The sequence below is a fragment of the Pseudomonas sp. FSL R10-2964 genome (assembly GCF_009600035.1).
GTDB lineage: Bacteria > Pseudomonadota > Gammaproteobacteria > Pseudomonadales > Pseudomonadaceae > Aquipseudomonas > Aquipseudomonas bubulae.
Genome location: NZ_WIWH01000043.1, coordinates 23500 through 43243, shown reverse-complemented (window position 1 = coordinate 43243; position 19744 = coordinate 23500). Strand labels below are relative to the sequence as shown.

The window sequence follows — 19744 nt, the reverse complement described above, 5'->3', positions numbered from 1 at the left end:
TCGCTGGTTGCTCATGGCACCTCCTAATGGGCCTCATTTTAAGGCTTGGAGGTGTCTACGAAACTAGGGGCGATTCACTACATCGAATTGGTGAGGGATTATGGCGACGACATCGTGGGCAGCATGTTGATGGTCCCAACGGTGCCGATACTTCAACAGATGCTTTCGGAGTTGGATGAACGCTCATGGTTCGGCCAAGCACACCTGATGTCTCCTGGCCATCTACGAGGAGGTGACAACTGGAAAATGGAGCCACTGATTGAGGTAGGTGTTGCTCAAGACAATAAAGGTGAGGTCGAAGGGTATCTGTTCAAGGTTGCGGGAGGAGTCAGTTACAGCACCCACCACTCACGCGATCACAGCAACCTAAAAGTGACTGAGATAATTTTCTCCGCAGATCGCGATTTGCGAGCTTATGGAGGGTAACAGTCCTTAGCAGCCGGCCACGAATCAGGAAACTCTTGGGAGGGGGCTGATTGCTATAAAGTTTCTTGGGCAGGAGACATCGTGACGGTAACTGTTGGTCGACACTACGAGGTCGTTGACCAAACGACAGATGTGAAGATGGTCAACTCCAAGTCAGCTGGAATGCGAACGGCTGGTCAGTACGCGCTATTGCGCAATCATGTCTTCTTTTGAAGCTGTGAAACCGGCCGCTCCAACATTGATTGCGTTAGCCCATGCATATCGGCATTGGCTTGCCAGATCAAAAAACGGCTATGCATATCTCGAACAGCAGCTAACAGCTTCTGATTGTTCGCTGTCAGTTTCTCAATGTGCTCGTTGGCTGCCTGAATATCGCTAATCCAGCCCGGTTTCAGCTTCTGAGCCTTCAATGCCGCCTTGCAATTCTTCATCGCTAAATCCACGGCAGGTAGATTCATCAGGGACTGGCGAGCACGACTGATACCCAGTTTTTCTTTGCAGGCCTCAACGAGCAAAGGCCAGGTCAGCTTCGGCTCTGACCATTCCTCAATCAGCTTAATGATGCGTTTCTCATCCTTTGGCGTTAAATGCCCCATCGTTAACCCTCGATCTCATCAAGCAAAGCTAAGACGTCATCCAACGATGACAACGCCTCTTGCGTCTGGTTCTCTTCAATGACTTTGACCTCGATCAGCCCCGACATTGCGGCGGCATTTTTGGTCAGCGTCCAACCGTTATCGGCGTTCCACACAATGTCACCGTTTTCGAGTTCGGAGTTTTCCAGCATTTGGATTAGCGCCTCGCACTTAAAGAGCTTCTCACCCAGTTTTTTGGCCGACTCCGATGCCCCAAACACACCCCGAGACCGTGCATCCAGGGCTTTATCGAGGCGGCGTTTGAGGTCGTCGCTTTCTTCCTTGAGGTTGGCCAACTTCACCTCATCCCCCTTGACGCAGCCAAGCCGCCCGCAGTCCAGACAAGCGCCCATTTTCGGGCAGGGCTCGGACGCGAAGTTGTGCACACAAACGCCGAGATGGGTTTGATGGATAATGCGGTCCTGCTCACCCTCGCGCAGTTCCATCACCTCAATCAGGCTCAGTGGCTGATTGGTTTTGACCTTCTCCAGACGCTGAGTCGCTGTGCTCTGCTTGGTTTTGGGGTGGTACGCCGCAACCCCTTGAGTGCGCTCCTCGATGGTCTCGTGGTTGTAGACCGATCCCATCGTCGTGCGCCCGGAGAAGGCGTCAATCAGCAGCTGCGACAGACCGGCCTGGTGCATCCGCGTGTTCAATTCGTGCCGAAACGCGTGCGTGTTGACCTTGACACCGGGGTATCCATGGCGCTCGAACAGACTTTTCCTTACCGGGTTGTTCGAACCGCCTAATTCCACAGCCATTCGGATAGTGCTCACCGCGATCTCTACACCAAACCCGTGTGTCACAGCAATGTGGCTTGAGTCTTCAGCCAGCGCTCCCGTGCGCACGGTGAACAAGGCATCACGGTACTTCACCCGTGCTTTACCCTGCGTGTACGACGTGGTGTATGGAAAATCCTTCGGGAGATACTTCTCCCGCAACAGCACATTGAGCTTGCGCAGCGTGATCACACACCGGTCGTCAAACTCAACACCCTGGAGCTTGCCCTTGGCGCGGATCTGCTTCCCTGTGCTGGTATCCCATCCTTCACGGATTTCGGCCAACAGGTCTCGGGCGGCGGGGCTGAGCGCCTTTTTCTGCTCCAGGGGTTTGAGGAAGTTGGCATTGAATTGGGATCGCCAAGCGTTCTCACGACTGGAGAGTTTCAGCGCGGCACAGGCTTCGGCACAGGTGAGCGGTTCATCAGGTCCCTTGGGGGGCAGCCCTTCATGGGGCGGGAACTCATCGGGATGGTCTTCCAGCCAGGCGGCGTAAGCCCGCGCCTCATCGGTGATCGGTTGCAGTAAGGTGATGACACGCTCGACGACCGGCTCCATCTCGGGCTTAACGACGGGCTTCAGCGTGACCTGGTTTATCTTTTCCGCATACCAGCGCAGGAACAGGCGCCCCTTACCCTGGGTGTCCTCTTTGAACACTAGGCAATCCAATTCAATATCCGCCAATTCACCCACACGACTCGGGGCGCTCAGCAACAGCGCACAGGCGGATGTCACAACGATATCGAGCGGGCGTGTCAATTCGTTATTGAACATCTCCCCGAGCGCTTTGATCGCTTCGGGCCTGGGCAGCTTCTGTTCCCGATCCTCTTTTTGTTGCTTGAGTGTGCCACGGGGCTTCAGCGTCAGCGGAGAGGTCCACCGAAAATCGGTCTTGAGCAGTTTTTTGGCCCGCATCAGGGGGATGAGGGCCGCAAGTGCCAGCCCGGAACGGTATGCGGTGTCGCCTTTTGCCCAGTGACGGTTCAGGTGCTCGCACGCTTTATTACAGACCGCGGCGGACACCTGCGTCACATCCCGCGTGCCGGTCAACTCGAACAGGGCGGCTTCCAGCACCTTCAGGGCATCCAGCCACTCTCCAACAGCCTTTTTCTGCAAATACACCCGCCGGTACACCATGATGGCCTTGGCAAACTCCGTGAAGGGTGCCTGTATCGCCTTCGGGGCAACTCTGGTCGATCCCAGTGCCGTGAAGCTGCAGCTTTTGAGGCCATGCTCGTGCCAACTGCCGTCTTCCCAGCAAATACTCTCGTGCACGCGATTGGGAATGCCTTTGGGCAGGGTCTGTTTTGCCCATTGGATAAACGCCGCGAGCTGAGCCTCCGCAGCCAGTTGGCTCCTGGGCTTAAAATCGACAATATTGTTCGTCGGCTCAGAATCAAACGCATCGGTCACTCGCCTTTCCTCCCTGATTGGCGCATGGCCTCACAATCCAGAATCACCTTGCGGCACGCCAGAATGGCCCGATCCCAGAGCACGCCGGTCGTTTTATCCGTGGCAAGGGTTTGCGCCCGACGACGCTCCAACCGCTCCAGAACCGCGCCGTGATCGGCGTCCAGCAGGGGTTGGAATTTTCCGCAGGGATAACAAGTGAAGGGGGCATCGAGATGGCAGGTGGCAATGGCACCGCACACTGCCACATCCTCGATTTGTCGATCCGCTCGATCCCCGTTCTTTGCTGAGGTGCGATCCGTGACGATGATCCCGGTGAACGCATTCACAACCAAGGCCAGATGGTCGCTCATCTTCGCGTCGATCAACGCCAGCAGTTCAGCCGACACCTGGCGGTACTTTCGCACTGTCTGAGTATTTTTGTGCATCAATGCGCGGGCCATCGACCACTCGTCCAGCCCCGCATTGGACAGGTCCGTGCCGAGGGTGTGCCTGAACCGGTGTCCCCGTGTCACTTTCAGCGGCTGATGGGTGCGAGGCGAAATCGGAAAGCCCTCCATCCGCTCGATTCGCTTAAGCCATCTCCGAACCGTGGTTGATCCAACATGAAAGATCGGCTGCGGTGCCTCTTCGAGGGCTTTTTGCAGGGGGCTATCCAGCAAAACAGGGGGATCAAACCGCTCCGAAAATTCTGCCTCATCATCCAGCTTCCGACGAAAGAGCGGCACATTCTCAATGGCTGCATTCCAGTCGGAACCGTCTGGATAGGTTTGCCAGAGTTGCGCCAGAACCATGTCCTTGTAAGCCTGCACGGTGTTGTAGAGGTCCTCATCCAGACTGAAGGTTTCGGACTTTGTTCGCCAACCCGCCTCGTCGTCTTTTTGCTTTGCCCAATGAAACCTGACCTTGCAGCCCTGGTCGGTTTTCGTGAAATCACCAAAAACCATCATGCGTACCTGAGCGCCACGCTGCCCGTAAATCATCAACAGGCGCAGATACAGGTACTGCTCGGGATCTAGCTGACCGTGACAGAACTGCTCATGTATCCATTGGTGCAGCGCGTCCTGCTCCACCTGCGTGAGCGGGCCTTCTTCGGGGGCCAGGCTGAGGACCACATCCTTGCTGGAACCCTTTTTCCTGGGCAGTGCCTGGTAGGCCTCGATCAGGGTTCGCGGCGGACGTTGTTCGAGGGATTCGCAGTCGTGCCAAAAGGCCATGAAAGCGCCGAGAGTACTGGATTCGTTCCCGTTAAAGCGCTCCCGCAGAGCGATCAGGTGATTCTCGTTGAGCGGGTCAAGCCCGGCCTGAGCAGCCCGCGACAACACACTGGCGAGCTGAGCAACCGAGTCCGCTACCTGATCGGCCATTCGATACGCCAGGGCGGCGTGCAACCAGGGCTGCCAATCCGGCGAGACGCAGGCAAGGGCCGCTTCCCAGTTGACTGAGATTCTGGCCGATTTATCCGGTTTCCACATTGGTTCTGCGGGTGTGAACACCTCCCCACATTTCGCCAAGCGAGGCGCGCTCAGCCATGCATCGAGGCTGTCCTTCGTGGGTGCCTGAAGTGCTTCGACGGCGATGTTCACGCTGAACCTCCTGGTGTCGTGCCGGCTTTCTGACGATTGGCCTTAAACCGCTCGGCCCGTTTCTGTATCGCTTTGTCTGCCTCCTCCTTCCAGAACTTCGCGCCGTAGAGGCCGGGCATGTTCGATTCGGGACTCCAGCCGAACATCCATGTGAGGGTCTTTTGAACTTGCGTGGTGCGATCCTCCGGCGTGAACGCTGCCAGCTCCTCACGCATGCTTTCCAGCATCGTGTAGACCGCGTCATGCCTGAGAATATGCGGGTGCACATGAGCCATTTCCGGCGCTATTTCTCGAACCCTGGACAGAACGCCATCGATTGCCTTGATGGTCAGAGGCCCGCCCTCATTTCGCTTGTGCGCCACCAGCAAAAACGGATGCTTCCTCGCTTGCGATGTGCCGCTACGGGGCCTTCTTTGGCGATATTTCGATTCGTACTCAGTAATCGCGTCATAGAGTTCATCGGTCATCACCAACATGCGCTCGTGGGTTTTGAATTGCGGAGCCATCGTTCGCGGATCGAGGCTCTCATCCTCCAGGTTGACCACCGCCAGTTGACGACTGTGCCAGTGAATATCGCTGGTCTTGATCAGCAGCATCTCGGAGCGTCGCAGCCCCATGTCGAGTCCCAACAGCAAAATGATGTAGTTACGCAGCCTGATTGCGCCATCTGAAAAGGGGTTCTCGGCGCTATTCGGATGCATGATTTCCAGCAATCGAGTTCGCTCCTGACTCGTTAGGCCCTTCATCTCTTCCGTTCGCTTTTTTTTCCACGCAGGTCTGGCTGCTTTGATCTTGCGGTTGATGCGCTTCTTCAGATCGTCAACCGCCTCATATCGTGTTGAGTGATCACCCAACTTGTCATAGAGGAAGCCCAGATAGTCGCGTACCGCTTCGATTCGCTGCTGCGCATGGGCTTTGCCAACGGATCTGTATGCAGTCGGATGTAAACGTATCCCCGCATACTTCATGGCCAAGGTTTTCTTGCGAAACCCCGCGTCCGACACAAATCTAGAAAGCTCACTGTCTGTCAGGTATTGGCTGTGAGGGCGCTGTTCGAGGCGAGAAATCAGATCAATGGAGGAAAAGGACAGAAACTGTTCAAGCACAATCAGATGCTCAAGGTACTTCTTTGTTGTTTCCAGTGCTCTGCCGGAGTGCTCCATGGTGATGTAAAGATTGGGGTAGTAAACCGGGATGCAGTCTTGCACCAGCAGCTTTCTACGAGCACCATTCACAATCTGCTCTATGACCTGGAAATCCATGTTGCTCCCTCATAAAACATAACTTTTCTAAGTATAGTCAGGAACAGGGTAAGGTCAATGCAAAACCTAACGTTTTGCTTTCCAGAATTTAAGCGTTTTCGCTACCATTAAAGCACTGAAAACACAGGATTAAAGGCGAATCAAACCATGTCAAAAAGTGACAAAGCAGGCAAAACAGGCTCTTACGTTTTCACCATGCATCGGCTGAGCAAAGTTGTTCCGCCGAAGCGGGAAATCCTGAAAAACATCTCCCTGTCGTTTTTCCCGGGGGCCAAAATCGGCGTACTCGGCTTGAACGGTTCGGGTAAATCCACCCTGTTGAAAATCATGGCAGGCGTTGACACCGAGTTCGACGGCGAAGCCCGTCCGATGCCGGACCTGAACATCGGTTACCTGCCGCAGGAACCGCAGCTGGATCCGAGCAAAACCGTACGCGAAGTGGTTGAAGAAGCCGTTAGCGTGATCAAGGACGCTCAGGCGCGTCTTGATCAAGTGTATGCCGAATATGCCGACCCTGATGCCGACTTCGACAAGCTGGCCGCAGAACAGGCCAAGCTCGAAGCGATCCTGCAAGCAAGCGACGGGCACAACCTTGAGCGCCAGCTGGAAGTTGCAGCCGATGCGCTGCGCCTGCCGGCCTGGGATGCCAAGGTAGAGCACCTGTCGGGTGGTGAGAAGCGCCGTGTTGCCCTTTGTCGCCTGCTGCTGTCGGCCCCGGACATGCTGCTGCTCGATGAACCGACCAACCACCTGGATGCCGATTCGGTCGCCTGGCTGGAGCACTTCCTGCACGACTTCCCGGGTACCGTGGTTGCGATTACGCACGACCGTTACTTCCTGGATAACGTAGCGGGCTGGATTCTGGAGCTTGACCGCGGTGCGGGCATTCCTTACGAGGGCAACTATTCGGGCTGGCTGGAAGCCAAGTCCGATCGTCTGGCCCAGGAATCCAAGCAGCAGTCGGCCCATGAAAAGGCCATGAAAGACGAGCTGGAATGGGTTCGCAAAGGTGCCAAGGCGCGTCAGTCCAAGTCCAAGGCCCGTCTGCAACGTTTCGAAGAACTGCAGTCGCAGGAATTCCAGAAGCGCAGCGAAACCAACGAAATCTACATCCCGGCCGGTCCGCGCCTGGGTGACAAGGTTATCGAGTTCAAGAACGTCTCCAAGGGTTACGGCGATCGCGTGCTGATCGACAACCTGTCGTTCGCCATGCCCAAAGGCGCCATTGTTGGCGTGATCGGTGGTAACGGTGCCGGTAAATCGACCCTGTTCCGCATGCTGATGGGCAAGGAACAGCCGGATTCGGGCAGCATCGAAATCGGTGAAACCGTGCAACTGGCGTGCGTTGACCAGAGCCGTGACGACCTGGATGGCAGCAAGACGGTGTTCCAGGCGATTTCTGACGGTTCCGATGTGATCCGTATTGGTAACTATGAAATCCCGTCGCGTACCTATGTAGGTCGTTTCAACTTCAAAGGTGGCGATCAGCAGAAGTTCGTCAAGGATCTGTCCGGTGGTGAGCGTGGTCGCCTGCACCTGGCCCTGACCTTGAAAGAGGGCGCCAACGTGCTGCTGCTCGACGAACCGTCCAACGACCTTGACGTTGAGACATTGCGTTCGCTTGAAGAAGCACTGCTGGACTTCCCTGGCGCCGCCATTGTGATCTCTCACGATCGGTGGTTCCTTGACCGCGTCGCGACTCACATCCTGGCGTACGAAGACGACTCGCAGGCGATCTTCTTCGAAGGTAACTACACCGAGTACGAAGCTGACCGTAAAAAGCGCCTCGGCGAAGCGGCTACCCTGCCGCACCGTGTGCGTCACAAAAAACTGGCCCAGTAAGGGCAGTTTGCATAACAGAACGGCGCCTTCGGGCGCCGTTTTTTTTGCGCATCACAAACCTTTTCCCCCTCCCACAATGGGATTTTGGCGTTTATAAGTTGGTGCGAAACTGGGTACAAGAAGTATTTTTTTGGTGCGCAAAAGCCCGATAAATCGGTGCTATTTATATAAATGCACCATTTAAATTCATAACTGCGACATTTTGCGCTGTCGCGGTGCCACATGAATTGATAAAGTTCCGGTCAATCTCCGTTTAACGACAATAAATTTGCCGAGACTTACCATGATCGAATCCGTCGACCAGTTCCTTGCCCGCCTGAAAAAACGTGACCCGGACCAACCAGAATTCCACCAGGCAGTGGAAGAGGTCCTTCGCAGTCTGTGGCCGTTTCTTGAAGCCAATCCGCATTATCTGACTTCAGGGATTCTTGAGCGCATTTGCGAACCAGAGCGTGCGATCGTGTTCCGCGTTTCGTGGGTAGATGACGAAGGCAAAGTGCGGGTTAACCGCGGCTTCCGTATCCAGATGAACAGCGCCATTGGTCCGTACAAGGGCGGTCTGCGTTTTCATCCGTCGGTGAATCTGGGCGTCCTCAAGTTTCTGGCCTTTGAGCAAACCTTCAAGAACTCCCTGACCTCCTTGCCCATGGGCGGCGGCAAGGGCGGTTCGGACTTCAACCCCAAGGGCAAGAGCGACGCCGAAGTCATGCGTTTCTGCCAGGCCTTTATGAGCGAGCTGTATCGCCATATCGGTTCGGATGTTGATGTGCCAGCAGGCGACATCGGTGTCGGCGCCCGCGAAATCGGCTTTATGTTTGGTCAGTACAAGCGCCTGAGCAACCAGTTCACCTCCGTATTGACCGGCAAAGGCATGAGCTACGGTGGCAGTCTGATCCGTCCTGAAGCTACCGGCTTTGGTTGTGTGTACTTCGCCCAGGAAATGCTCAAGCGCAGCGGCCAGCGCATCGACGGCAAGCGCGTGGCGATTTCGGGCTCGGGTAACGTGGCGCAATACGCCGCGCGCAAGGTCATGGACCTGGGCGGCAAGGTTATTTCGCTGTCGGATTCCGAAGGCACGCTGTATTGCGAAGCCGGTTTGAGCGAAGAGCAGTGGGAAGCGCTCATGGAACTGAAAAACGTCAAGCGCGGCCGTATCAGCGAGTTGGCGGGGCAGTTCGGGGTTGAATTCCTGGCAGGGCAGCACCCGTGGAGCCTGGCGTGTGATATCGCGCTGCCATGCGCTACCCAGAATGAGCTGGACGCTGAAGCGGCCCGTACGTTGCTGGCCAATGGCTGCGTGTGCGTGGCTGAAGGTGCGAACATGCCGACCACCCTGGAAGCGGTCGATCTGTTTATCGAAGCAGGTATTTTGTTTGCACCGGGCAAGGCATCCAACGCCGGTGGCGTGGCGGTGAGCGGGCTGGAAATGTCGCAAAACGCCATGCGTCTGCTGTGGACGGCCGGCGAAGTGGACAGCAAGTTGCACAACATCATGCAGTCGATCCACCACGCTTGCGTGCACTACGGCGAGGAAAACGGGCGGATCAACTACGTAAAAGGCGCGAACATTGCCGGTTTCGTCAAAGTTGCCGACGCAATGCTGGCCCAAGGCGTGGTGTAACCCCATCCTGTGGGAGCGGGCAAGCCCGCTCCCACATTGGGGCTGTCTATTTTGCAAGCGTCTTGTGTTCAGCCAGTTCCTGTTCGATAAAGGCCGCGATCATGGCGCGGTAGACGCTTTCAGTGACGTCCGGGTTGGCGCCCAGCTCATCGGCCAACGTCCGCACCTTGCCAATCACCTGCTCAACCCGCTGCGGCGCCCTGACCGCATCGCTGTCTTTTTTAAACCGCGCCGCTTGCGATACGTAAGCCCCGCGCTCGGCGATCAGGCCGACAATCTGGCGATCCAGCCCATCGATTTTCTCGCGCACCTGCTCGAGGGAATCACAATTAACAACCATGTCTTGAAAACTCCTTAGTAGTGATACCACTTCAGCTCCAGCATCACTTCGTTGATAGGGGTGGTCAGTTTGCTGAACTCACGCTGTGCGCTCAGGCGCAGACCAAGATTTCGCGAAACTTCCCATTGCTGATTAAGGCTCAGGCTACGACGGACTTCACCGTTGGTGAAGTAGTCGCCCTTGGCTTCCAGGCTCAGGTTGCCCACCGGGTTACGCCAAAGAAGCCCGGTATTGAAGCCCGCTGCCGGTGACACAAACGCCGCGAAGTCGTTGTTGTGCTCGATGCGTACCGTACCGAGAGCGAAACCGAGCATATTGTCCGCCAATTGCCAGGTGCCGCCTGCACCGCCATTGACATGACTGACCAGGTTTTCGTCGCCATGCTTGCCGAGTACCCGTTCCAGCCCGCCGCCCACTTGCCATGACCAGGGTTGCAGCAGGTCATTGCGCGGGGTCAGGGAGCGGATATTGGCCAGGTCCAGTTGTTGCACTTGCCACTTGTTGCCTTCGTACTGGCGCAGTTTCAGTTGCAGAATTTCAATCTGCGCGCCCAGGGGAAAGCCCGGTGCGTTGTCGTTGAGGTCGTGGTAAGCCATGCGCAGGCCATATTCGGCAAAGGCCTTGTCGTCACGGCTACCGGCGCCCAGCTGCCAGGTGCGCGACTCGTGGCCGTTTTCAGGCAGTTCGGGTTTGTCGACTTGCAGTTCTGGCGCGGGGTTCTGATTGATCGCCCGTAGCAGTTCGAAACTGCGCTGCGAGCGTGCAGGATCGCGCTCAAGGCCATTGGCCCGGTACCGCTCAAGCCGGTAAGCCGCGTCGATAATCAACGCCTGGCGCGCTTTGGGTAGCGCCTTGAAGGCCGGGGTTTGCAATTGGGCTTGATCGGCGCTGACCTGCAATACCCATTGCTGCTCTTCTGGATCGAGGGCCTTGGCCCGGTCCAGCAGCTCCCGTTCGCGGGACGGGCGGTACTCGATACTTTCAACCAGTCCGGCTTCCTTGACCGCTTTCACGGTGTCGGTGGGGATCGCGGTCAGCGGAAACTGGGTGGTCAGTTGCAGGCCCGGGCGGGCCACTTGCAGCAGCTCCAGCAGGCGGTAGGAGCAGTTTTCGTCAAAGAAGAAATAGTCGAACTGGATCTGTTTGAGTTCCCACACATGTTCAACCATGCGTTGGGTTTCTTCGGGTGTCAGATTAAGGCGGTATTCCCACAGGTCGCGGTTTTCAAGGCTCCGGTACTCCGAGAGTTTCTCCTGATAGGGCACCAGGGCGAACAGGCCCGGATAGCCACCGGCCAAGCCCTTCCAGGCGTACAGGATACTGTTGTCGGAACCCTCGATATAGGCGCCGAAGTTGATCGCGTAGCTGAGCAGGGCGGTCTTGTTGTCCTGCACATCGGCCTGGTCGATGCGTAACAGGGTATGGCCGAACATGGAGGACGGGCTGTTGAGGTAGGCCGCCGGGAAAATCATCACCGTGCTGTGGGGTGCCACGTCCTTGAACCATTGGCTGAACTCTGCGCATTCGGCCTTGGGCAGGTCGGTCAGATTCAGTTGGGCCTTGAGCCAGCGGGTACGGGCCGGGTACACGCACTGCGGGTGTTTGTCGCCCAGGCTCAAGGGCGCATACAACGCCTCAACCGTGGCACGCAGTTCGGCATCAGGGTGATGGGCGCCCTGGGCGGCGAGAAAGAATTTGTCGTCGCTGACATAGCTTCGCCAGCCGCTCAGCTTGCCGGCTTCGTAGTGCCCCAGCGAAATCCAGAAAGGGTCGTTGGCCAACTGCTGCACACGTTGATCGTCGATATGGGGTGCGGCATACAGCGGGGCGCAGGCACAGAGCGCCAGATAGGCAAGGCGTTTGAGCATGTTCGGCAACTGTTGTCAGACGAAGAGAAGTGAAGCAGGAGAATACCCGCTCCGAGAGGAGCGGGCGGGTCTCATTTACTTACGCCGCGGTGGCGTATTTGGCCAGGCGTGCATCGCCCTTGAGGATGGCCAGAGTATTGCTGTGTACGTCTTCAGCCGTGACATCGGCTTTGCTGAAGATTTGCTGGAAGTGCTCGTGGGTGACGGCGGCGAAATGCTCGCGGTCTTCAGGGGCGACGCCCAGTACCACCGCGTAGGTGGTCAGTGCTTCGCCATTGCCTTTGGCCATGTCTTCGGACAGCTCGTTCATCATGCCATTCATGGCAATCCACGATTTGCCGCCGTAAGTCAGGGCGTCCTTGGTGGTACAGCCGTTGGTGCCGGAGGTCATGCCGAAGGTGGCGTTGCCGGACGTGCCGTTTGTGGTGGATGCCAGGAAGTGGGCAGGAGTGCCGCGCTGGCCTTCAAACAGCATGTTGCCCCAACCGCAGTTAGGGCCGCCCGGTGCCTGGGCCATGGCGTTGAGGGAAACAACTGTAAAGAGAGTACCAAGAAGAATCCGTTTCATAAGCTTTGTTCTCTATAGGTATGCAACCAATGGACAAGGGTTTCTGGCCCTGAAGCGCCAGTACGGGCCGGTTATACCGTCCAGCCGCGTAACAGCTTGGAGTCTAGGCACGTTCGGGGGGTTCCGTGGCTTTTTGTAAAACAATCGCTGTTGCTGCACATTTTTGGCCCCTAAACATTGGGGGGCGTGCTTTCCCGTGTTGTTCGCCTTGCCAGTGATGTGCAGCCAGCGCCAGAATGCTGCCATCTGCCCCGCCCGATGTAAGGAAGCCCGATGCCTGATTCTGTTGCCACCAGCTTGCGTCTAGCGCCTGATGCGCTAACCCGTCCTTTTTCTGCTGAACAGTTCAGCTTCTCGAACACCAATGATCTGGAGCCTTTTCGCGGCATTCTCGGCCAGGAACGTGCGGTCGAGGCCTTGCAGTTCGGCGTGGCCATGCCACGTCCGGGTTACAACGTTTTTGTCATGGGCGAGCCGGGAACCGGTCGTTTCTCGTTCGTCAAACGCTACCTCAAGGCCGAGGGCAAGCGCCTGAAGTCGCCGAGCGACTGGGTCTACGTCAACAACTTCGATGAGCCCCGTGAGCCGCGAGCCCTGGAGCTGCCGTCCAGTAGCGCTGGTGCCTTTATTGGCGATATCAATCACTTGATCGACAACCTGCTGGCGACCTTCCCGGCAGTGTTTGAACACCCGACGTATCAACAACGCAAAAGCGCGATCGACCGCGGCTTCAATCAGCGTTACGACCGTGCGCTGGATGTGATCGAGCGTCTGGCCCTGGAAAAAGGCGTGGCGCTCTATCGCGACAGCAGCAACGTGGCATTTACGCCGATGAGTGATGGCAAGGCGCTGGATGAGGCCGAGTTTTCGCAATTGCCTGAGGCTGATCGTGAACGCTTCCATGAAGATATTTCCGAGCTGGAGGAGCGACTGAACGAAGAGCTGGCCAGTCTGCCGCAGTGGAAGCGTGATTCGAACAATCAGCTGCGCCAACTGAACGAAGAAACCATCACCCTGGCCCTGCAGCCGTTGCTGTCGCCGTTGTCGCAAAAATACGCCGAAAATGCCGCGGTTTGCGGTTATCTGCAGGCGATGCAGGTTTACTTGCTGAAAACCGTGGTCGAGCAACTGGTCGACGACAGCAAGACCGACGCCCAGGCGCGCAAGCTGCTTGAAGAGCAGTACCTGCCGAGCCTGGTGGTAGGGCAGCCGCTAAGCGGCGGTGCGCCGGTAGTGTTCGAGCCGCACCCGACCTACGACAACCTGTTTGGCCGTATCGAATACAGCACTGACCAGGGCGCGCTCTACACCACTTATCGACAGTTGCGCCCGGGCGCCTTGCACCGTGCCAATGGCGGCTTTTTGATTCTTGAAGCCGAGAAAATGCTCAGCGAGCCTTTTGTCTGGGATGCTCTCAAGCGTGCCCTGCAATCGCGCAAGCTGAAGATGGAGTCGCCGCTGGGCGAAATGGGGCGCCTGGCCACCGTGACGCTCAACCCGCAGGTCATCCCCCTGCAGGTCAAGGTCATCATCATCGGTGCCCGCCAGCTGTATTACACGCTGCAGGACCTGGATCCGGACTTCCAGGAAATGTTCCGGGTTCTGGTGGACTTCGACGAAGATATCCCGATGGTTGATGAGAGCCTTGAGCAGTTTGCCCAGTTGCTCACTACACGCACTTCGGAAGAAGGCATGGCACCGCTGACCGCCGGTGCAGTGGCGCGGCTGGCGACCTACAGCGCGCGTCTGGCCGAGCACCAGGGACGTTTGTCGGCGCGTATTGGCGATCTGTTCCAACTGGTCAGCGAAGCGGACTTCATCCGTCACCTGGCGGGCGATGAAATGACCGATGCGGGTCATATCGAGCGTGCGCTCAAGGCCAAGGCAACCCGTACCGGACGAGTCTCGGCGCGTATCCTGGATGACATGCTGGCGGGGATCATCCTGATCGATACCGATGGCGCGGCCGTGGGCAAGTGCAACGGCCTGACGGTGCTGGAAGTCGGCGACTCGGCCTTTGGTGTGCCTGCGCGGATTTCCGCCACGGTGTATCCGGGCGGCAGCGGTATTGTCGATATCGAGCGCGAAGTTAACCTGGGGCAGCCGATCCACTCCAAGGGCGTGATGATTCTGACCGGATACCTGGGCAGCCGTTATGCTCAGGAGTTTCCGCTGGCGATTTCGGCCAGCATCGCGCTGGAGCAGTCCTACGGTTATGTCGATGGCGACAGTGCGTCGCTGGGGGAGGCCTGTACGCTGATTTCGGCACTGTCAAAAACCCCGCTCAAGCAGTGTTTTGCCATTACCGGCTCGATCAACCAGTTCGGCGAAGTGCAGGCCGTGGGTGGGGTCAACGAGAAAATCGAAGGCTTCTTCCGACTCTGCGAAGCACGCGGGCTGACAGGCGAGCAGGGCGCGATCATTCCGCAGGCCAACGTGGCTACCCTGATGCTGGACGAGAAGGTGCTGCAGGCAGTGCGTGATGGCAAGTTCCACGTCTATGCCGTGCGTCAGGCCGATGAGGCCCTGAGTTTGCTGGTGGGTGAGCCTGCGGGAGAGCCGGATGCAGAGGGACAATTCCCGGAAGGCAGCGTCAATGCCCGGGTAGTCGAGCGGTTGCGGGTGATTGCTGAAATGATCAACGACGACGACCTCAAGGAAGCCGAAAAGGAGTTGCTGGCGGAAGCCCTGGCAGCGAAAAAACCGGCCTGATCCCTTAAAGCGAAACCTGTGGGAGCGGGCTTGCTCGCGATGCGAACGACGCGGAGGAATGGTTACACCGCGGCAATCCAATCGCGGGCAAGCCCGCTCCCACAGATCTGCGATGCCAATCGACAAAGCCGTTGGTCATTGGTGACTTTTCATACGCAAATTTTCTTCTATTCTCAGGTCATGGACACCACTGTCGTCACCGGATCGATGCAGCCCGTAGTCTGCGGCTGAAGACAGACTCTACCGAGGGTCGCCGTCATGTCGCGCAACCTTTGCCTTACTCGCCAATGCTTGGGCCTGGTGACCCGTATTGAATGCAGCATTCGACCGCTGGCAGGCAACAACGGGATGTGGACACTGCTCTTCGCCGCCGGCCTGGCAGGCGAACAACCCTCAACGATCAAGGCGCAGGGCCCGTTCCCAGGGCCGTTCGTGGCCGAAACCATTCTTGAATCAATCGTTGAAAGCCTGACCCTGCATGGCTATGAACTCGCCAACGACCCGCAGATCTGGTGCCTGCATGTGCAGGCCCAGTTGCGGCAGATCAATGGCGGGCGTTGCCACGGCTAGGCAGCGTTTTATTGTGGCGTGCTGGCTTCAGGGGCTTTGTCGAGTTTGACTTCAAATCCGTACTCGACAGGGTTCAGCGCGGTGCGGGCATAGCTTTCCAGTCGGGTCGGCTGGCCATAAAAGTAGTGCACGTCAAATGCGGGCGCCCCATCGGGCTCGCTTCTATGGCTGACTGCGGCCACTTCCTTCAGATAATTACCCGTGTCGTCCTTGGCATAAAAGCGCCAGGCCTCGGCCGGGAACACTTTTTGATCAACGATCAGGGCATTGCCTTTGAGCTCAAGGCCTTTGGGCAGGCGGGTGATATCCAGCTCTTGCTTGTCGATGTCGGCAATAAACAGGGGGATTGAGCCCACCGCATAGGCTGGCGTTTCGGGGAACAGGTTGAGGTCGTAGGTGATAACGCCTGCATGCGGGTCCACATCGAAGGCTTCGGCGGGCAGTTCCAGTGGCTCGCTGCGATTACCGTTGTCGTCTTCAGCAAAAAAGGTCACCGGCGCGTCAGACCTGTCCGGGAGCGTACCGAGCATTTCACCGTTGAAAGTGGCAGGGTGGCTGAACTCAAGGGACGCGGCACTGGCATCGTCCACCGACTGGCTGATCACCACGCTTTTTTCCAGTTGCTCGGGTGCCAGCGTGGCGTCTTTCAAATAGTTGGCGGCCTGATCGTCATACACCACAACGTTGAGCGGCAGGGGCTGTATGTCTTTGCCCAGCACGTTTTTGTCCAGTGTACGCACAGGCAGGTCGAGGGACTTGCGGGTGACATTGGCGGTGGAGAAATCGAGCACGTTGATGTCGACATTTTCCACGGTACCGTTGAAGTACACCTTGCTGTAGTGATGCGGGTGCTGCTGATCGAAGGCCTTTTGCTCGTTATCCAGTTGTTGCTCGAAAGCGTCACTCCAGGCAGTTTGCTTGAGCATTTCGGCCAATTGCTGCTGATAAAACGCCAGTTGTTCGGCGTTTTCGTTGATTGAGCCTGAGCGTGTCAGGAACTGCCCGGTACGGTCGCGGGCCTGGATGATCAGCGGATTGAGCGGGGTGTCACGCACTTGTTCGGCCAGTGCAGCGCTGTTGACGATATCCACTTCGGCAAAGTTCTTGCCCAGTGCCAGCAGGGTTACGCTGATCGTGCCGTCGGTGCTGGTTTTACCCACGTCCTTGGCAGTGAGGTTGAAATTGACCACTTTGCCCGGCGCGATGACTTCGACTTTGCCGTGCAGTGTCAGGGGTTGAGGTTGTTGGGTGTTGGCGGTTTCAACCCCGTCGATATAGGGGTAAGTGACGGTCAGGTCGTCAGGGTTGCTCAGGTTGGCGCTGGAGGGGCTCAGCTGGATGCCGGGATCGCTCTCGGACCATTCTGGCGCAAAAGGCACCTCTTGCTTGTTGCTCAGGGTCACCGACTGCCATTCCAGCGCATGGGGGAACGGGAACTCGGATGCACTGTTAAGCGGGAACGGGAAGACCGGCTCCAGGTCCGTCAGGTAATCGGAACTTGTATTTTTGCGCAGTACAAACAAACCGTTGATATAGGTATCGGTAAGCGCCTGGCTGCTCGGGTAGTGCTTGAGCACCGCCAGGTCGTCGGCACCGTATTCGGTTTCTATCGGCTTGTCTTGCAGCTTGAGGCGTGCCCGTTCGAGCAACAACAAGGAGCCGCCGAGGTCGGCCACAGCATCCTTGAGCTGCTGATCCTTGATCCCGTCCAGGCTCTGTTCGAACGCTGCGCTGCGTTCCTCAAGGCTGGCCTGCTGATGTTCGTCGTCAGGAGAGCAGCCGCCGACAGCGAGCAAAGCCATCGAAAGCCCAAAACAAGCCAGGGGGAATCGCAGATCCATGGTTCGGTTTTCCTGTCCGTAAACAATGCTGAGAGGGTGGACACTAGCAGAAAATGTTTTTACAGGCTGTTTCCAAGCCTTTAACACAGTGCTTTTCGCACTGATATACTCGCGCCCATTTTGTAATAGCCTGTGAGATTCAATGGAACGCTTTATCGAAAACGCAATGTACGCCTCGCGCTGGATTTTGGCGCCTATTTACTTCGGGCTCTCACTGGGCCTGCTGGCTTTGGCATTGAAGTTCTTTCAGGAAGTGTTTCACGTAATCCCCAACGTGTTTGCGCTAACTGAGTCTGACTTGATCCTGGTCATTCTGTCGCTGATCGACATGGCGCTGGTAGGCGGTTTGCTGGTCATGGTGATGATTTCCGGTTATGAGAACTTTGTTTCGCAACTGGATATCGACGAGCACAAGGAGAAGCTCAGCTGGTTGGGCACCATGGACTCCACCTCGCTGAAGATGAAAGTCGCGGCATCGATTGTGGCCATTTCGTCGATCCACCTGCTGCGGGTGTTTATGGACGCGCGCAATATCGAGACCGAGTACCTGATGTGGTACGTGATTATTCACATGACCTTTGTGGTGTCGGCGTTTGCAATGGGCTATCTGGACAAGCTGACCAAACACTGAAGCCAACCCCGGGCTGCGAAGGCTTTGGGGGCTGTGGTAGTCTGCTGGCCCTTTTTTGGTTCAGGGTGTTCGGGGTCGCGGTTGACGCGGCTTCTTTCCGGCCCCTCCACAGCGGAGCAGTGTTATGTCCGAAGTAAATCTGTCGACCGACGAAACCCGCGTCAGCTACGGCATTGGCCGCCAGTTGGGCGACCAGTTGCGCGACAACCCGCCACCTGGCATCAGCCTGGATGCAATCCTGGCTGGTCTGACTGACGCCTACGCAGGCAAGGAAAGCCGTGTAGGCCAGGAAGAAATGTCGGCTAGCTTTAAGGTGATCCGCGAGATCATGCAAGCTGAAGCCGCTGCCAAGGCAGAAGCTGCTGCGGGCGAAGGCAAGGCTTTCCTGGCTGAAAACGCCAAGAAAGACGGTATCACCACCCTGGCTTCCGGCCTGCAATTTGAAGTGGTAACCGCGGGTGAAGGCGCCAAGCCATCCCGTGAAGACACCGTACGTGTTCACTACCACGGCACCCTGATTGATGGCACTGTGTTCGACAGCTCCTACGATCGTGGTCAGCCGGCTGAATTCCCGGTTGGCGGCGTGATCGCTGGCTGGACTGAAGCCCTGCAACTGATGAACGCCGGTAGCAAATGGCGCATCTACGTGCCGAGCGAACTGGCCTACGGCGCCCAGGGCGTTGGCAGCATTGCTCCGCACAGCGTGCTGGTATTCGACGTAGAGCTGCTGGACGTTCTGTAAGAACCCCGCGTTTTAACGTTGGCTGCGGGTTTGCTGGCAAACCCGCAGCTACACCGGTGCCGTCATATCTGTATCTTGGCGTGGTGCGGGTGAGTGTCAGTCGTGCCGCAAGGGCGCAATGCCCGGGCATAGCAGAACAGAAACAGATTGCGCACCAACTCCTTGAGCACCACCGGCTCGCTGGAATTGAGGCCGTTGAAATCCAGGTCGCCCTGATCCTGTAGCTCGCTTAGTGCTTCTTCTTCCAGTACCGCACAGACTTCCCCGGTTTCCCGATGCAGGATTCGCAGATAAGGGTGTGGACGGTCCAGCCAGGCATCAATTAAATAAGTCATGGTCGTCATCTCCTTGATGAATACCAATGAGAATAATTCTTATTCAATTAATAGCAAGTGCCTATTGGCGGATTTCTGATCTTTCTGCGTTAGAACTGCTGGGGATCAAGGTTGCTGGCTTTTTGATGTTGCTGGGCGGGGGAGGGTGTAGCACCTTCCTGCGCAGGGCACAGGAAGGCATGCAGCAGAATCAGACCTTGCGTACGAACTCGGATTTGAGTTTCATCGGGCCAATGCCATCGATCTTGCAGTCGATATCGTGGTCGCCGTCGCACAGGCGGATATTCTTGACCTTGGTGCCCACTTTAACCACCAGGGAAGTACCCTTGATTTTCAGGTCCTTGATCACGGTGATGGTGTCACCGTCGGTCAGTACGGTGCCTGCGGAGTCTTTGTAGACTTTCACGTCATCGGCTGTTTCAGCGTCGCCACTGGCAGACCACTCGTGGGCGCATTCCGGGCAGATCAGCTGGGCGCCGTCTTCGTAGGTGTATTCGGAATTGCATTTTGGGCAGGGTGGCAACGTGCTCACTCAAAGCTCCTTAAGAGTCAGGATGGCTAAAAGGCACGTATTGT

General features: G+C 57.0%; 17 protein-coding genes. 7 read left to right on the top strand and 10 right to left on the bottom strand.

Annotated elements, in window-relative coordinates; genetic code table 11:
* Positions 1–51 precede the first annotated feature (51 nt).
* The gene (locus GHN92_RS20555; RefSeq protein ID WP_178102664.1) at positions 52–426 is read left to right on the top strand and encodes a hypothetical protein; all 375 of its coding nucleotides are present in this window, start codon (positions 52–54) and stop codon (positions 424–426) included.
* 197 nt (positions 427–623) lie between these two features.
* Here GHN92_RS20555 and GHN92_RS20550 read toward each other — a convergent pair whose 3' ends face one another.
* The 4 genes from GHN92_RS20550 to GHN92_RS20535 are packed head-to-tail and all read right to left on the bottom strand — an operon-like array spanning position 624 to position 6098.
* Entirely contained in the window at positions 624–1022 is a 399-nt protein-coding gene (locus tag GHN92_RS20550; RefSeq protein ID WP_016779401.1) for a hypothetical protein, read from the bottom strand.
* Between the two features lie 2 nt (positions 1023–1024).
* Positions 1025–3253: a hypothetical protein gene (locus GHN92_RS20545; RefSeq protein WP_048388108.1), complete on the bottom strand. Its 2229-nt coding sequence runs from the start codon at positions 3251–3253 to the stop codon at positions 1025–1027.
* Positions 3250–4836, bottom strand: coding sequence for a site-specific integrase (locus tag GHN92_RS20540; RefSeq protein ID WP_178102663.1), 1587 nt, complete (start codon positions 4834–4836; stop codon positions 3250–3252). Before GHN92_RS20540 ends, GHN92_RS20545 begins: the two co-directional genes overlap by 4 nt.
* Positions 4833–6098: a site-specific integrase gene (locus tag GHN92_RS20535; RefSeq protein WP_153380998.1), complete on the bottom strand. Its 1266-nt coding sequence runs from the start codon at positions 6096–6098 to the stop codon at positions 4833–4835. Before GHN92_RS20535 ends, GHN92_RS20540 begins: the two co-directional genes overlap by 4 nt.
* A 147-nt stretch (positions 6099–6245) precedes the next feature.
* Between GHN92_RS20535 and ettA the strand changes: the two genes are divergently transcribed.
* Together ettA and gdhA are read left to right on the top strand one after the other, a co-directional pair.
* On the top strand, positions 6246–7940 hold the full coding sequence (gene ettA / locus GHN92_RS20530) for an energy-dependent translational throttle protein EttA (protein ID WP_133143777.1): 1695 nt from the start codon (positions 6246–6248) through the stop codon (positions 7938–7940).
* Positions 7941–8223: 283 nt separating this feature from the next.
* On the top strand, positions 8224–9561 hold the full coding sequence (gene gdhA / locus GHN92_RS20525) for an NADP-specific glutamate dehydrogenase (protein ID WP_094999359.1): 1338 nt from the start codon (positions 8224–8226) through the stop codon (positions 9559–9561).
* A 46-nt stretch (positions 9562–9607) separates the two neighbouring features.
* On the opposite strand, the gene GHN92_RS20520 is transcribed toward gdhA, so the two are convergent.
* The 3 genes from GHN92_RS20520 to GHN92_RS20510 all read right to left on the bottom strand — a co-directional run bounded on the left by GHN92_RS20520 (position 9608) and on the right by GHN92_RS20510 (position 12337).
* A complete protein-coding gene (locus tag GHN92_RS20520) occupies positions 9608–9901 on the bottom strand; it encodes a chorismate mutase (RefSeq protein ID WP_095018382.1) in 294 nt (97 codons plus the stop codon).
* 14 nt (positions 9902–9915) lie between these two features.
* Entirely contained in the window at positions 9916–11769 is a 1854-nt protein-coding gene (locus GHN92_RS20515; protein ID WP_095021254.1) for a DUF4105 domain-containing protein, read from the bottom strand.
* 79 nt (positions 11770–11848) lie between these two features.
* Complete coding sequence (locus GHN92_RS20510; protein WP_029611228.1) at positions 11849–12337, bottom strand: DUF3015 domain-containing protein; 489 nt, start codon at positions 12335–12337, stop codon at positions 11849–11851.
* A gap of 273 nt (positions 12338–12610) precedes the next feature.
* Here GHN92_RS20510 and GHN92_RS20505 point away from each other — a divergent pair, with 273 nt between their 5' ends.
* Positions 12611–15049, top strand: a complete 2439-nt coding sequence (locus GHN92_RS20505) for a Lon protease family protein (protein WP_153380996.1) — start codon at positions 12611–12613, stop codon at positions 15047–15049.
* 258 nt (positions 15050–15307) lie between these two features.
* Complete coding sequence (locus tag GHN92_RS20500; protein ID WP_094999355.1) at positions 15308–15619, top strand: hypothetical protein; 312 nt, start codon at positions 15308–15310, stop codon at positions 15617–15619.
* A gap of 8 nt (positions 15620–15627) precedes the next feature.
* On the opposite strand, the gene GHN92_RS20495 is transcribed toward GHN92_RS20500, so the two are convergent.
* The gene (locus tag GHN92_RS20495; protein WP_133143774.1) at positions 15628–17460 is read right to left on the bottom strand and encodes a hypothetical protein; all 1833 of its coding nucleotides are present in this window, start codon (positions 17458–17460) and stop codon (positions 15628–15630) included.
* Between the two features lie 142 nt (positions 17461–17602).
* Here GHN92_RS20495 and GHN92_RS20490 point away from each other — a divergent pair, with 142 nt between their 5' ends.
* A complete protein-coding gene (locus tag GHN92_RS20490; RefSeq protein WP_016779412.1) occupies positions 17603–18091 on the top strand; it encodes a TIGR00645 family protein in 489 nt (162 codons plus the stop codon).
* A gap of 124 nt (positions 18092–18215) precedes the next feature.
* Complete coding sequence (locus GHN92_RS20485; RefSeq protein ID WP_016779413.1) at positions 18216–18833, top strand: FKBP-type peptidyl-prolyl cis-trans isomerase; 618 nt, start codon at positions 18216–18218, stop codon at positions 18831–18833.
* A 62-nt stretch (positions 18834–18895) separates the two neighbouring features.
* Here the strand turns inward: GHN92_RS20485 and GHN92_RS20480 are convergent, their stop codons facing one another.
* A complete protein-coding gene (locus tag GHN92_RS20480; RefSeq protein WP_094999353.1) occupies positions 18896–19168 on the bottom strand; it encodes a hypothetical protein in 273 nt (90 codons plus the stop codon).
* Between the two features lie 190 nt (positions 19169–19358).
* A complete protein-coding gene (locus tag GHN92_RS20475; RefSeq protein WP_094999352.1) occupies positions 19359–19700 on the bottom strand; it encodes a zinc ribbon domain-containing protein YjdM in 342 nt (113 codons plus the stop codon).
* Positions 19701–19744: the final 44 nt, after the last annotated feature.

Excerpts from the sequence above, each read along its gene's own strand:
- GHN92_RS20490 (WP_016779412.1), top strand. The coding sequence starts at position 17,603 with ATGGAACGCTTTATCGAAAACGCAATGTACGCCTCGCGCTGGATTTTG.
- GHN92_RS20485 (WP_016779413.1), top strand. The coding sequence starts at position 18,216 with ATGTCCGAAGTAAATCTGTCGACCGACGAAACCCGCGTCAGCTACGGC.
- GHN92_RS20495 (WP_133143774.1), bottom strand. The coding sequence starts at position 17,460 with ATGGATCTGCGATTCCCCCTGGCTTGTTTTGGGCTTTCGATGGCTTTG.
- GHN92_RS20505 (WP_153380996.1), top strand. The coding sequence starts at position 12,611 with ATGCCTGATTCTGTTGCCACCAGCTTGCGTCTAGCGCCTGATGCGCTA.
- GHN92_RS20520 (WP_095018382.1), bottom strand. The coding sequence starts at position 9,901 with ATGGTTGTTAATTGTGATTCCCTCGAGCAGGTGCGCGAGAAAATCGAT.
- GHN92_RS20500 (WP_094999355.1), top strand. The coding sequence starts at position 15,308 with ATGTCGCGCAACCTTTGCCTTACTCGCCAATGCTTGGGCCTGGTGACC.
- GHN92_RS20515 (WP_095021254.1), bottom strand. The coding sequence starts at position 11,769 with ATGCTCAAACGCCTTGCCTATCTGGCGCTCTGTGCCTGCGCCCCGCTG.
- GHN92_RS20550 (WP_016779401.1), bottom strand. The coding sequence starts at position 1,022 with ATGGGGCATTTAACGCCAAAGGATGAGAAACGCATCATTAAGCTGATT.
- GHN92_RS20535 (WP_153380998.1), bottom strand. The coding sequence starts at position 6,098 with ATGGATTTCCAGGTCATAGAGCAGATTGTGAATGGTGCTCGTAGAAAG.
- GHN92_RS20480 (WP_094999353.1), bottom strand. The coding sequence starts at position 19,168 with ATGACTTATTTAATTGATGCCTGGCTGGACCGTCCACACCCTTATCTG.
- gdhA (WP_094999359.1), top strand. The coding sequence starts at position 8,224 with ATGATCGAATCCGTCGACCAGTTCCTTGCCCGCCTGAAAAAACGTGAC.
- ettA (WP_133143777.1), top strand. The coding sequence starts at position 6,246 with ATGTCAAAAAGTGACAAAGCAGGCAAAACAGGCTCTTACGTTTTCACC.
- GHN92_RS20510 (WP_029611228.1), bottom strand. The coding sequence starts at position 12,337 with ATGAAACGGATTCTTCTTGGTACTCTCTTTACAGTTGTTTCCCTCAAC.